General features: G+C 45.0%; 13 protein-coding genes. 7 read left to right on the forward strand and 6 right to left on the reverse strand.

Annotation, left to right across the window (positions count from 1 at the left end):
- Positions 1–2 precede the first annotated feature (2 nt).
- The gene (locus BM293_RS01920) at positions 3–1,217 is read right to left on the reverse strand and encodes an argininosuccinate synthase (protein WP_093446422.1); all 1,215 of its coding nucleotides are present in this window, start codon (positions 1,215–1,217) and stop codon (positions 3–5) included.
- A 152-nt stretch (positions 1,218–1,369) separates the two neighbouring features.
- Between BM293_RS01920 and asd the strand changes: the two genes are divergently transcribed.
- Entirely contained in the window at positions 1,370–2,293 is a 924-nt protein-coding gene (gene asd / locus BM293_RS01925) for an archaetidylserine decarboxylase (protein WP_093446424.1), read from the forward strand.
- 1 nt (position 2,294) lies between these two features.
- Complete coding sequence (locus BM293_RS01930; protein ID WP_093446425.1) at positions 2,295–2,633, forward strand: P-II family nitrogen regulator; 339 nt, start codon at positions 2,295–2,297, stop codon at positions 2,631–2,633.
- A gap of 51 nt (positions 2,634–2,684) precedes the next feature.
- Here BM293_RS01930 and ntrC read toward each other — a convergent pair whose 3' ends face one another.
- The 3 genes from ntrC to BM293_RS01945 are packed head-to-tail and all read right to left on the reverse strand — an operon-like array spanning position 2,685 to position 5,861.
- Positions 2,685–4,133: a nitrogen regulation protein NR(I) gene (gene ntrC / locus BM293_RS01935; RefSeq protein ID WP_093446427.1), complete on the reverse strand. Its 1,449-nt coding sequence runs from the start codon at positions 4,131–4,133 to the stop codon at positions 2,685–2,687.
- Positions 4,130–5,209 (reverse strand): nitrogen regulation protein NR(II), encoded by a 1,080-nt coding sequence (glnL, locus tag BM293_RS01940; RefSeq protein WP_234968860.1) that lies wholly within the window; start codon positions 5,207–5,209, stop codon positions 4,130–4,132. Before glnL ends, ntrC begins: the two co-directional genes overlap by 4 nt.
- Positions 5,190–5,861, reverse strand: coding sequence for a metal-dependent transcriptional regulator (locus tag BM293_RS01945; protein ID WP_093446430.1), 672 nt, complete (start codon positions 5,859–5,861; stop codon positions 5,190–5,192). Before BM293_RS01945 ends, glnL begins: the two co-directional genes overlap by 20 nt.
- 155 nt (positions 5,862–6,016) lie before the next feature.
- Here BM293_RS01945 and BM293_RS01950 point away from each other — a divergent pair, with 155 nt between their 5' ends.
- The 4 genes from BM293_RS01950 to BM293_RS01965 are packed head-to-tail and all read left to right on the forward strand — an operon-like array spanning position 6,017 to position 9,405.
- Positions 6,017–6,928, forward strand: a complete 912-nt coding sequence (locus BM293_RS01950; protein WP_234968861.1) for a metal ABC transporter solute-binding protein, Zn/Mn family — start codon at positions 6,017–6,019, stop codon at positions 6,926–6,928.
- A complete protein-coding gene (locus BM293_RS01955; RefSeq protein WP_093446431.1) occupies positions 6,925–7,683 on the forward strand; it encodes a metal ABC transporter ATP-binding protein in 759 nt (252 codons plus the stop codon). The genes BM293_RS01950 and BM293_RS01955 overlap by 4 nt, the downstream gene beginning before the upstream one ends.
- Entirely contained in the window at positions 7,680–8,540 is an 861-nt protein-coding gene (locus BM293_RS01960; RefSeq protein ID WP_093446432.1) for a metal ABC transporter permease, read from the forward strand. Before BM293_RS01955 ends, BM293_RS01960 begins: the two co-directional genes overlap by 4 nt.
- Positions 8,533–9,405 carry a metal ABC transporter permease gene (locus tag BM293_RS01965; RefSeq protein WP_093446434.1) on the forward strand — a complete coding sequence of 291 codons (873 nt, stop codon included), beginning with the start codon at positions 8,533–8,535 and terminating at the stop codon, positions 9,403–9,405. Before BM293_RS01960 ends, BM293_RS01965 begins: the two co-directional genes overlap by 8 nt.
- Positions 9,406–9,422: 17 nt before the next feature.
- On the opposite strand, the gene BM293_RS01970 is transcribed toward BM293_RS01965, so the two are convergent.
- Positions 9,423–9,677, reverse strand: a complete 255-nt coding sequence (locus tag BM293_RS01970; protein WP_093446435.1) for a hypothetical protein — start codon at positions 9,675–9,677, stop codon at positions 9,423–9,425.
- 64 nt (positions 9,678–9,741) lie between these two features.
- On the opposite strand from BM293_RS01970, the gene BM293_RS01975 reads away from it, so the two are divergent.
- Positions 9,742–10,518, forward strand: coding sequence for a hypothetical protein (locus BM293_RS01975; protein WP_093446437.1), 777 nt, complete (start codon positions 9,742–9,744; stop codon positions 10,516–10,518).
- 86 nt (positions 10,519–10,604) lie between these two features.
- Here the strand turns inward: BM293_RS01975 and acnB are convergent, their stop codons facing one another.
- Complete coding sequence (acnB, locus tag BM293_RS01980; protein WP_093446438.1) at positions 10,605–13,178, reverse strand: bifunctional aconitate hydratase 2/2-methylisocitrate dehydratase; 2,574 nt, start codon at positions 13,176–13,178, stop codon at positions 10,605–10,607.
- Positions 13,179–13,223 lie beyond the last annotated feature (45 nt).

Below are 13,223 nucleotides of genomic sequence, written 5' to 3' on the forward strand. Positions count from 1 at the left end.
AACTAGCTTTGACGTTTACGCGCGGCAATACGCAAACGTAACGCGTTTAACTTAATAAAGCCTTCGGCATCTTTTTGGTCATAAGCGCCTTGATCATCTTCAAAAGTAGCAATCGATTCATCAAACAAGCTATCCGTTTCAGATTTACGACCCACGACAATCACATTGCCTTTATAGAGCTTCAAACGCACGACACCGTTAACAACTTGTTGTGATTTATCAATTGCCGCTTGCAACATTTCGCGCTCTGGACTAAACCAAAAGCCGTTGTAAACCAATTTGGCATAACGTGGCATCATTTCATCTTTCAAATGCGCGGCCTCACGGTCAAGGGTTATCGATTCAATTGCACGATGCGCTTTTAGCATAATCGTACCCGCAGGGGTTTCATAACAGCCGCGCGACTTCATGCCCACAAAACGGTTTTCCACTAGATCATCGCGACCAATGCCATTTGCTCCACCAATTTTATTCAGTTCAGCCATAACAGTTGCGGGTGACATAGCTTGACCATTGATTGCGTCAATATCGCCCTGCTTATAAGTCAGCTCAATATAAGTTGGCTGATTAGGGGCATTCTCAGGAGAAACAGACCAACGCCACATAGGTTCCTCAGGTTCAGCCCAAGGATCTTCTAAAAGGCCACCCTCATAAGAAATATGCAGCAAGTTGGCATCCATCGAATAAGGTGACTTTTTGCCTTTTTTGTTTTCAATGGCAATATTATGCTCTTCGGCATAAGCCATTAACTTTTCACGGGAGTTCAAATCCCACTCACGCCAAGGTGCAATAACCTTAACATCAGGCATCAACGCATAAGCACTTAACTCAAAACGAACCTGATCATTACCTTTACCCGTTGCACCATGCGAAATAGCATCAGCATTGACATCACGTGCAATTTCTACCAAACGTTTAGAAATTAACGGGCGTGCAATCGAAGTACCCAATAAATACTCACCTTCATAAATCGCATTAGCACGAAACATAGGGAATACAAAATCGCGAGCAAACTCTTCTCGTAAATCCTCGATAAAAATCTCTTTGATCCCCATCGCTTCGGCTTTAGCGCGTGCAGGCTCAACCTCTTCGCCTTGACCTATGTCGGCTGTAAAGGTTACCACTTCACACTGGTATTCATCTTGTAGCCATTTAGCAATAATTGACGTATCTAAACCGCCGGAATAAGCTAAAACCACTTTTTTTATTTCTGACATACTGCTTCCTTATTAAAATAAATATCCGCTTCAAACTCATCACCAATCAATAAGTTGTGATATACGAACCTAACCCTATAAATTTGTGAGATTATACCTTAAAATTACATAATTATTGAGCCCAACCCTTTATGCATAGTAGGAACTCCTTCATGTTTGATTATGTTAAAGTTATACCGCAGTACCTTGTTCCGCAACACATGCTATCTAACACGATGCATTGGTTTATGCATATTGAACAACCTTGGATTAAGCGTCAGACGATTCGAGCCCTAACAAAACTTTACGATATTGATTTAACTGATGCGGTCAAGTCTGAACCCGATGACTACCCGCACTTTAATAGTTTTTTTACCCGTGCGCTCAAACCTGAAACGCGACCCATTGCTGAAGGCGACCAAGTCTGGGTCAGCCCAGTAGACGGTGTAATTAGTCAAAGCGCTAAACTTCAAGGGAATCAAATGGTTCAAGCTAAGTGCCATGATTACACTGTTGAGGCGTTACTTGGCGGGGACATTGAATATGCTAAACAATTTCATAACGGTCAGTTTGGGGTTATCTATTTATCACCCAGAGACTACCACCGAATTCATCTTCCAATGTGTGCGCAGTTGATTTCAATGACCTATGTACCAGGTGATTTGTTTGCTGTAAACCCGGCCACGGTTAGGTTAGTGCCTGGTTTATTTGCCCGTAATGAACGTCTAATTTTACGCTTTCAAACAGCTGATGGGCCTTACGCACTCGTTATGGTAGGCGCAATCTTTGTGGGCAGCATGGAGACCGTATTTGAAGGCAAAATCACCCCTCACTATGGTCCAACTATCCAACATTGGGATTACACCGACCAAAATCTACATTTTAATAAGGGCGATGAAATTGGCCGCTTTAACATGGGCTCAACAGTTGTATTGGTCACACCTGAAAACCTATTCCCTGAGCTTGGACAACAGCAAAAACGGTTTATTAAAATGGGGGAAGCTTTCCAAGCAACCCCCCAACAAAGTAAAAAAACAAGCGACAAAGATAACAACGAATATATCGATGATGACGAACATGCCATAGGAGGCATCTAAGATGAAACAGATTACGGCAATTATTAAACCCTTCAAACTTGACGATGTACGCGATGCCCTACACGATATTGGCATTCATGGTATGACAGTGACCGAAGTTAAAGGCTATGGTCGTCAAAAGGGACATACCGAAATGTATCGTGGCGCCGAGTATGTAGTAGATTTTTTACCCAAACTCAAACTAGAAATTGCGATCGATGATGACCAGGTTGAGAGTGCGATTGAAGCGATTGTTGCCGCAGCGCAAACTGGCAAAATCGGCGATGGTAAAATCTTTGTCACACCCATTGAGCAAACTATCCGGATTCGAACCGGCGAAACAGGTCCAGCAGCCCTATAAAGCCGTGTAAAACTATGCCATGAGGGCGCTAGAGCCCTTGGCTTTACGCTTTTAGTCCAACCCAAGCGCCTGGCTTTTTCTTGTCAAAGTATTGCGTCCCCACCCTAACAACTTGGCTGCCTTTTGTCGGTGAAACTGACTTGCTTGTAAGGCTGATTCGATTAAAACGCGCTCAAACATAGGTTCCGCCTTGGTATGCAACCCCTCTTCCCCACTCGCTAAAAACTGATCTGACCATTGACGTAACAATACCGGCCACTCCTCATGATCATCACCAGAAACAACCTGCGTCGTACCCTGACGAAACTCCAACGGCAAGTCTTCCATGCGCACAAGTTTATCGGGCGCCATAATCGTTAACCAAGTACATAGGCTGCGCAACTGACGAACATTACCAGGCCAAGGTAAACGTGACAAAAATGCTTCTACTTCTTTATCGAAGTGCTTTTCCTCCAAATCCAATACCTTCGCTTCTTTTGACATATAAAACTTCAGCAATAATGGAATGTCTTCTGATCGTTCACGTAAAGCAGGAATCTTGATACGAATAATATTTAGTCGGTACAACAAGTCCTCACGGAAGCGTCCTTCGCGCACCAACTGCTCCATATTTTGGTGAGTGGCTGCAACAATTCTTACTTTAGCATGAATGGGGTTACGCCCACCCACCCGATAAAAACTACCATCATTTAACACACGTAATAAGCGGGTTTGTAAATCCACTGGCATGTCACCAATTTCATCCAAAAACAACGTGCCACCATTCGCCTGCTCAAAACGTCCGATACGTTGAGAATGCGCACCGGTAAACGCACCTTTTTCATGGCCAAACAACTCAGATTCAAGCAACTCACGAGGAATAGCTGCTGTGTTTAAAGCCACAAATGGTTGATCCGCGCGAGGACTTAACTCATGCAGCGCTTGCGCAATTAGCTCTTTCCCTGTTCCCGTTTCACCGTTAATCAACACAGTGACATCTAGCTGCGATACACGACCGATAATACGAAACACCTCTTGCATGGCAGGCGCCGCGCCAATAATGTTAAGTGGCTGTTTATTGGACGTCCCCAAACGGGATTTAACCACCCTTCCACCAGATAGCTGACGTTTAATTGCTCGGTCAATTAGGCTAATTGCCTCATCGATATCAAAAGGTTTAGGCAGATATTCAAATGCTTTACTCTGATAGGAGCGCACTGCCGTATTCAAATCAGCATGAGCCGTCATAATAATGACGGGAATCTTGGCATCCACTTCATGTACAGCTTCCATAAACGTCATGCCATCCATATCTGGCATCCTAATGTCCGTTACAATGACCGTTGGCGGCGCCGTATCTAAGTGCTTCAAAGCCAAACTGGGTGAGTCAAAAAGTTTAACGCGGTAAGGCTTATCTTCTAGAGCGGCCTCTAAAACCCATCGAATAGAGGCATCATCATCCACAATCCACACCACAGCTTGGTCATTTGCACTAGCGGGCTGCTGGTTTTTTTCGGTCATGATTGTCCTCTCTCAAAAGGCAGATATACATGGAACACGGTATGCCCAGGTTCGCTTTCAGCTACAATCAAGCCACCATGTTTTCTAACAATATTTTGTGCCACTGGCAATCCCAAGCCTGTTCCCTCTTTTTTGCTGCTCACCATGGGGTAAAAAATCGAATCGAATACTTCTTTCGGAATGCCGCTGCCTTCATCATGAATGCTAACCACTGCGACTAACGGATAGGTTTGGGTACCTAGGGTAAACTTACGCTCAACCCGTGTGCGAATCACAATCAAACCCTGCAAGCCACCCATTGCTTGCACGGCGTTACGCAATAGATTCATCAAAGCCTGTATCATGGCCTCACTATCCATTAAGATCTCTGGAATAGATGGGTCATAATCCAGCATTAATTCAACTGATTCAGGAAACTCAGGTTTTACAACCGTGATCACATGGCGAATAATCTCATGGATATTTTCAGGTTTTTTAACAGCGGTTTGATTAGGCCCTAACATTGAATCTACTAAATTTCTTAATCGAATCACCTCTTTAGAGATAACACCTAAGAAGGTTTGTGAACGAGTATCTTCATATAAGCGCTTCTGTAATAGTTGAGTAGCACCATAGATTCCAGCTAAAGGGTTTTTAACTTCATGTGCTAAGGTCTTGACTAATAAGTTACCCGCTTCATACTGATGCCAACGCTCATCCTCTTCCACAATCCGATGATGGCGCTCAGTATTAAACAATTCAATTAACCAACCAGGCTGCCCAACAAGTTCATAGTTTGACAGGGTTGCACTGACTCGCACGCGAGATAAGTCCGGTAATTGTAATTGATACTCGTGAACGGTTAAGCGCTGCTCACCAAAACTGGTCAGATCTTCAAACAACTCTGGCAAGAGCACCTGCCATGGCGACCCAACAATTCGGCGTGTGCTCACCTGTAATAACTCACCTGCCGCCATATTGATGTAACCAATTTTCTGCGCGCCATCCACCCAAATCACGGAGGTAGCCAAGCCATCCAATAATTCTTGCCAATAATGTGACGCTTCGTTGTTAATATCAATCATGCTGACGTTCAACCATCAGCGCCTGTGCAATGCGATAATCTAATGCGTGCAGTTCATTATTTATTTCTAGCATAATCGGCCCATTAAACGGTGCTTTGGTTTTCACCCGTAACCCTTCGCCCATCGCCAAACCAATACTGGTTAAGTAGCGAAGCTCTTCGGGCGATCGATTCTTAATTCTAGCCAATTTAACCTGCTCACCTTCCGCAACATCAACTAAGGCTTTAACCGGTTGTTCACTCATAATGCCGTCCTGATCAGGTATTGGCGAACCATGAGGATCATGGGTGGGACGACCCAAGGCTTCCCACATCGCATCCACTAACTTATCTGAAACCGCATGCTCAAGCACCTCTGCCTCGGCATCGACCTCATCCCAAGCATAATGCAAACGTTCAACCAAGTACTGCTCAATAACTCGGTGGCGACGAATCATCTGCAATGCTAGCTGACGCCCTGTAGTCGTTAATGCTACACCATAATAAGGCTCATAACTGACAAATCCTTGATCAGACAACTTTTTGATCATATTGGATACTGATGCTTGTGCTACATTTAAACGTGACGCAATGGCCGAGGTATGAACACCTTTTTCAGTTTGGCTTGGATCTTCGAGTTTATAAATACACTTTAAATAATCTTCAATGGCTTTAGATGCCGACATAACTGTTTTCTCTATTGACAAACACAGCACTATTTTGCCCTATTTTGACGCAAAAATCCCCATACTAGACAAAAAATTTCAGTCTAATTAACTAGACCCGAAAAAGTATTTAGGCTAGACTAATTTTAAAGTTAAGAAAATACAGGTTATCAAAATTGCATGTTAAACGCTACCTAGCTGGAATCAGGTTAGGGTTGGTTGGCTTAATCATCAGCCTAGGTACTTTCACCCCTATTCAAGCCAAACCGCTGGTTGTCAGCAGTACAACCATGATTACCGACTTGGTCAATCAAATTGGTGCTGACCATGTGGATTCGCAAGGACTTATGGGGCCAGGTATTGACCCTCATTACTATCGCGCCACTTTTAATGACATGCGTCTCCTCCGCCGCGCTGATCTGGTGCTTTATAATGGACTAGAATTGGAGGGCCGAATGACGCAGGTTTTTTATAACCTCAGCGCCTTTAAGCCTACCTACGCACTCGGCGAACTACTCGATGATAAATACTTGCTGACCATAGACGGGATTGTCGATCCGCATATTTGGTTAAGCGTGCCCATTTGGCTAGAGGTCGCTCAGCTTGTCAAAACAAAACTCGTTAAGCACTTTCCAGCTCATCAGCATAGTTTTGAACAAAACTATGCCCAGCTAGCAACAGAGTTAACTGATTTACACCAGTGGGTCATTGATGAAATAGCACAATTACCAGAACAAAGGCGCAAATTAGTGACCGCCCATGATGCGTTTGGATACTTTCGCCAAACCTATGGTTTAGATGTCATTGCTATTCAAGGACTTAATACAGAAGTCGAGTTTGGTTTAGCCGCATTACAACGGGTAAAAGACTTAATCACTGAATTTAATGTGCCTGCTGTCTTTGCTGAAAGCACGCTACCTACTCGTTCGATCAATGCACTGATTAATGGCTTAGCAGCAGAGGGCTATCAATTAAAACGAGGTGGCGAGCTACTCTCAGATGCCTTAGCTGTGCCTGGACAACCTGGCGATACTTACCAAACGATGATTAAACACAACACCCAAACGATAATTAACGCACTACGATGAATAGCACACCAATTGATCTATTAAAACTAAAAGACTTTGGCGTTAGACTCAACCACAAAGAGATCTTAACCCCACTATCATTAACTTTAGCGGCCAAACAAAAAATTGCCATAATCGGTCCTAATGGCGCCGGAAAATCGACATTGCTAAAAGCCCTAATGGGCATTGTTCCCAGCCAGGGTCAGGCTGATTTTTGGGGCCAAAAACTAACCCGAGTACAACAGCGAATTGCCTATATTCCGCAGCGAGAAGAAGTTGATTGGAATTTTCCTATTAACGCGTATGAACTTGTTCTCATGGGGCGTCAAGGCCAGTTAAGGTTTTGGCAGCGTCCAACCTCGCAAGATCGTAAGTTAGCCACTGAAAATATTGAAAGGGTTGGGTTATCTGACCTAATGAAGGAACCCATTAGTTACTTGTCTGGCGGGCAAAAACAACGTTTATTTATCGCACGAGCCCTTTGTCAACAAGCCGATTTATTGCTAATGGACGAACCATTTGCAGGTGTTGATCAAACCAGTGAAACACTTATTTTTAAATTGTTTGACGAACTGATTACACAGGGTAAAACCCTGATCTGTGTTCATCATGACCTTGCTCGCATTCCTCAGCATTTCGATTGGGTTGTACAGCTCAATCATGGCCTCATTGCGTCAGGACCCGTTAAAGAAAGCTTCACTGCTGCCAATCTAGCCAAAACCTTTCCCCATTTTTGGCCTGGCATCTCACCTCAACCCGAAGCACTCACCCAATGACCAGCTTACTTACAAACGCTAACTTACTTTGGGTCATCTTTGGTACGCTACTCATAGGGGTCAGCGCAGCTGCTATTGGGGGACTGGCCGTACTTCGTGCTCGTGCCCTGATTGGTGATGTATTAGCGCATGCTGCCATACCAGGAGTGATGATCGGCGTCATCCTTATGGGAAGCTTATCGCCATTACTACTCGTGACTTTTGCATTAATGACGAGCTTAATAGCTTACTACCTCATTCATCAACTGACACATAGAACCAAGCTGCGCACAGACACTGCTTTAGCCATCATATTAGCAAGTTTTTTTGCATTAGGTATGTTGCTATTATCATACGTTCAAGCACAACACTGGCCTAATACCGCAGGCCTAGACCGCCTCTTATTTGGTCAAGCAGCCGCCATCACCCGTGTAGAATTGATACAACTGCTACTACTCACTTTAGTAACCCTTGTTTATCTATGGATATTTTTCCCCAGGTTAAAACTCGTGTTATTTAATCCCGACTATGCGCGTAGTCTTGGAATTCATGTTGCACGAGAAGAATTTATATTTGCATTAGTTTTAGTCCTAGTGGTTGTGGTAGGCATGCATATTGTTGGCGCGATCTTGATGGCTGGTGCTTTACTCATCCCCATTACCGTTATGCGAATTTGGCCACTAGGACTTGGGCTTATGTTGACCGCTGCGGCAACACTCGCGGCTATTGCGGCAGCAAGCAGCACGCTGTTATCACTATTTATAGAACAAAGCCCTACCGGTCCATGGATGATTGTTATCCTAGGAATATTTTTTATCCTGTCTTGGCTATTGCACCTGGTCTACCAACACCACAACCGGAGTCGTAAGCATGTATGAACTATGGATTGTGATTACCGCTGCTTTAATGGCTGTAAGCTGTGCGCTCGTTGGCAGCTTACTGATTTTGCGTCGTATGGCTATGCTGGGCGACGCGATAAGTCACTCAGTACTGCTTGGCATAGTAATTAGCTATCTATTATTTGAGACCCTTGCACTGCCTGCGTTGTTATTGGGTGCTTTATTAGCAGGCCTGGTAACAGCTTGGTTGAGCACAGCTATTAGCCAACATTCAATCATTCAGCCTGACGCAAGCTTAGGCTTGGTATTTATCTGGATGTTTGCATTGGCACTTGTGCTTATCGCACTTTTTGCCGACCATATCCACCTAGACCATCATCATATAGTTTTTGGAGAAATGGCTTTTTTACCATTTGAACGCTGGCAATGGTTTGGTTATGATCTTGGCCCCCGTGCTTTTTGGACTGCACTGGTCTTATTAATACTCAATCTTAGTATTATTGTTTTCGCTTTTGACCGCTTACAACTAACCAGTTTTGCACCCAGTTTTGCGATTAGCCTAGGCATTAGTGCGACAGTTTGGCACTATGGGCTGGTTAGCTTAGTCTCTATCACGGCTGTGGCTGCATTTGATTTAATGGGCTCTATCCTCGTTGTTGCCTTCTTGGTCATTCCAGGCGCAACAGCATATTTACTAAGCCAGCGACTTAAAGCCATGCTATGGATTGCCAGTCTATACGCCATCGCTGCTGTAATCCTTGGATTCGGCTTAGCTTGGTGGCTTGATACAGCACTATCAGCTGCAATGGCCGTTATGAGTGGTGTACTTTTGATTATCACTCTTGGCATTTTAAAAATGCGTGCCTATATTCAAGGCTACCAAGTGAATCAATCAAAAAGCTAACAAAACGCCTATGATTATCATGAAGTCATCTTGGCCTGTATGATCTCCATACTTGGAAAACTAAATACATACATAACCGCAAATAACACCAGAAACACTAAGCGCAACGCACCCGTTAAACGAAGCACAGGGTGGCTAACAATCATAAAAGCAACGGCACTAGCCAGTGCACTCCATGCAACTAAGGTTAGCGCGACTAAACTGGCAAAGGCTCCCAAGCCCATCATGTAATAGTGCCAAGTAAATTTTGGTTTTGGGCTATTGCTTGTCATTGTATCTCCCTGAGTAGATGTTTAAACTAGCGCTTATTGTAAATCATCTACTCAGGAGTCAGCGATGAATCATTCTAACCTTCAAGATATTATTGTTATTGGATTAGGTGAGCTGGGCAGTGTCTTTGCGCGCGGCGCATTGAAGCAGGGTTACCGTGTTACCCCCGTTCTTCGCCACACCGATACAGACGCGTTAGCAAGTCACACAAACCCCGTTGCCGTTATTGTTTGTGTCGGAGAGCAAGATCTATCTAGCACCCTAGCAAACCTGCCTAATGCATGGCATGACAAACTAGTATTGATTCAAAACGAACTTTTACCAAAAGACTTTCAAACCTTAACGCCCGAAGCGACGGTCATCTCCGTCTGGTTTGAAAAGAAAAAAGGCATGGATTCAAAGGTGGTGCAAAGTTCACCGGTATATGGCCAACAGGCGCAGTTAATTATTGAATTGCTTGCCAGCCTAGACCTGCCTGCCTATGCCTTAGCCAGTGCAGCTGAATTAGAATATCAATTAGCACTTAAAAATGTCTATATTCTCAGCACCAATATAGCAGGCTTGGTTGTCGGCGGCGACGTTAACGAATTGGCTCAAACCCACCGCGATTTACTCTCAGCCGTAGTGACCGATGTGATGGCACTGCAGCAAGCACAAATCAATCAGACACTCGATGTTGATCAGGTGATGAACGATTTACTGCAAGCCTTCAAGGGCGACCCCGATCACAAATGCATGGGGCGTTCAGCACCGGCACGTTTAGCCCGCGCCTTAAAACAAGGACAAAGCCTAGGATTAGAGCTAACTACCCTCAACAAGATTGCTGCGCAAACGCAAGCTTAACTCTAAAACCGCGCACCCAAAAAAACCCCGACATAGCGACTATGCCGGGTTTTTTTTGGGTGCTAACCGGGTCGTTTAGTGACTAACTACGCCACCGCGACCGCAATATCCGCTAGTTTTTCAGGCGACTTAATTTCATAATCCGCCATTTCATCAAACTGCAAATAACGATACACATCATCCGCCATCGTATCCAACTTGCCTACCTGAGCAAGATACTCCTCGACAGTCGGGATTTTACCAGTCGCGGCAATTACAGCAGCGAGTTCCGCTGAACCTAAATAAACATTGGCGCCATTCCCCAAGCGATTCGGGAAGTTACGTGTTGAGGTTGAAAACACCGTTGCGCCATCCGCCACACGGGCTTGGTTACCCATACACAGAGAACAACCCGGCATTTCTGTCCGTGCACCGGTGCGGCCAAAAATACTATAGTACCCTTCTTCAATTAATTGGCGTTCGTCCATCTTGGTGGGCGGCGCAATCCACAACTTAGTGGGCACCGAACTTTGTAAGGTTTCTAGTACCTTGCCAGCAGCACGATAATGACCAATGTTGGTCATACAGGAGCCAATAAAGACTTCATCAATTTTATCGCCAGCAACCGCTGATAACAATTTCACATCATCTGGGTCATTCGGACAGGCCACAATCGGCTCTAAAATTTTGTCTAAGTCAATTTCAATGATTTCGGCATACTCTGCATCGGCATCCGCTTCAAGTAACACAGGGTTATCAATCCAGGCTTGCATTTCATCACGACGACGCAACAAGGTACGTGCATCCTGATAGCCGTTTTCAACCATCCACTCAATTAAACGAATATTGGATTTTAGGAACTCGATAATCGGCTCCTGACCTAATTTGACCACACAGCCATTAGCCGAACGTTCAGCCGATGCATCGGATAATTCAAACGCCTGCTCGACTTTCAAATTAGGTAAACCTTCAATTTCCAACACACGTCCGTTAAAGACGTTTTTCTTACCTTTCTTCTCAACGGTCAACAAACCTTGCTGAATCGCTTGATACGGAATGGCATTGACTAGATCACGCAGGGTAATACCCGGTTGCATTTCACCTTTAAATCGCACTAACACCGACTCTGGCATATTCAATGGCATCACCCCGAGTGTGGCACCAAAGGCCACCAGACCTGAACCTGCTGGAAACGAAATACCTATTGGAAAACGGGTGTGTGAATCGCCGCCGGTACCGACCGTATCGGGCAATAACATCCGGTTAAGCCAAGAGTGAATAACGCCATCACCCGGACGTAATGACACGCCACCACGACTGGTCATAAAGTCCGGCAGACTGTGTTGTAGCTTTATATCAACGGGTTTGGGATAGGCCGCTGTATGACAAAAAGACTGCAATACAAAATCCGAGCTAAAACCTAAGCAGGCCAATTCTTTCATTTCGTCACGGGTCATTGCACCGGTCGTATCTTGCGAACCCACGGTCGACATCCGCGGCTCACAATAGGTACCAGGACGTACACCTTGCACACCACAAGCCTGACCGACCATTTTCTGCGCTAGAGTATAGCCTTTGGTGGAGGTATCTTCATCAGTAGGGCGAATAAATAAATCACTAGGTGACAAGCCCATTGCTCTGCGCGACTTATCAGTTAGCCCGCGACCAATGATTAGAGGCACTCGCCCGCCAGCACGCACTTCATCAGGCATGGTAATAGGCTCAAGTTTGAACTCACTAATCACCTCACCCGCTTCATTGGTAATTTTGCCCGCATAAGGATGGATGGTAATCACATCGCCCATGTTCATTTTAGTGACATCACATTCAATCGGTAACGAGCCGGAGTCTTCGGCCGTATTAAAGAAAATAGGCGCAATTTTGCCACCCAACACCACGCCCCCTTGACGCTTATTGGGCACATAAGGAATATCATCACCAAACCACCACATGACCGAATTCATGGCTGACTTACGTGATGATCCGGTACCCACCACATCACCTACATAAGCAACTGGATGCCCTTTTGCCTTCAACTGATCAATTAAAGCCGGCACATCGTCCATGCGCGCGGCCAACATCTCTTTGGCGTGCAGTGGAATGTCTGGGCGTGACCATGCCGCCGTCGCGGGTGATAAATCATCGGTATTGGTTTCACCATCAACCTTAAACACCGTCACGGTAATTTGTTCAGGCATCTTAGGTTTAGCAGTAAACCATTCACCGGCACACCAGGCATCTACTACTTTTTTAGCATTGGCATTAGTATCAGCTTTTGCAATCACATCATGATAGGCATCATAAACCAACAAGGTTTTAGACAAAGCTGCCACCGAATTATCAACCACCTCAGCTATGGTGCTATCTAACAACTCAATAAGCGGCTGGACATTATATCCACCAAGCATGGTGCCCAATAAAAAAGTCGCATGAGCTGGCGAAATCACTGGCACAGTTACACGCTGATGCGCCACATCGGCTAAAAAACTTGCTTTAACATAGGCCGCTTCATCAACGCCAGGCGGAACACGATGCGTTAACAATTCAAGTAGCGCATCCACATCGCCAGTGTTTGCTTTGATGAGTTCAATTAGCTCTGCGGTTTGTTTTGCGTCTAATGGCAAAGGGGGTACGCCCTCAGCGGCGCGCTCCTGAACATGCTGTTGATAAGCCTCTAACATTCGTTTTCTCCCAATAATCTGCAAGTACACCTAAACGGAGCGAGC

The organism is Thiomicrospira sp. ALE5, assembly GCF_900112445.1.
Lineage (GTDB): Bacteria > Pseudomonadota > Gammaproteobacteria > Thiomicrospirales > Thiomicrospiraceae > Thiomicrospira.

Coding starts and splice junctions, on each gene's coding strand:
- BM293_RS01930 (WP_093446425.1), top strand. CDS start 2,295: ATGAAACAGATTACGGCAATTATTAAACCCTTCAAACTTGACGATGTA.
- BM293_RS01965 (WP_093446434.1), top strand. CDS start 8,533: ATGTATGAACTATGGATTGTGATTACCGCTGCTTTAATGGCTGTAAGC.
- asd (WP_093446424.1), top strand. CDS start 1,370: ATGTTTGATTATGTTAAAGTTATACCGCAGTACCTTGTTCCGCAACAC.
- BM293_RS01920 (WP_093446422.1), bottom strand. CDS start 1,217: ATGTCAGAAATAAAAAAAGTGGTTTTAGCTTATTCCGGCGGTTTAGAT.
- BM293_RS01945 (WP_093446430.1), bottom strand. CDS start 5,861: ATGTCGGCATCTAAAGCCATTGAAGATTATTTAAAGTGTATTTATAAA.
- BM293_RS01955 (WP_093446431.1), top strand. CDS start 6,925: ATGAATAGCACACCAATTGATCTATTAAAACTAAAAGACTTTGGCGTT.
- BM293_RS01975 (WP_093446437.1), top strand. CDS start 9,742: ATGAATCATTCTAACCTTCAAGATATTATTGTTATTGGATTAGGTGAG.
- acnB (WP_093446438.1), bottom strand. CDS start 13,178: ATGTTAGAGGCTTATCAACAGCATGTTCAGGAGCGCGCCGCTGAGGGC.
- BM293_RS01970 (WP_093446435.1), bottom strand. CDS start 9,677: ATGACAAGCAATAGCCCAAAACCAAAATTTACTTGGCACTATTACATG.
- ntrC (WP_093446427.1), bottom strand. CDS start 4,133: ATGACCGAAAAAAACCAGCAGCCCGCTAGTGCAAATGACCAAGCTGTG.
- BM293_RS01960 (WP_093446432.1), top strand. CDS start 7,680: ATGACCAGCTTACTTACAAACGCTAACTTACTTTGGGTCATCTTTGGT.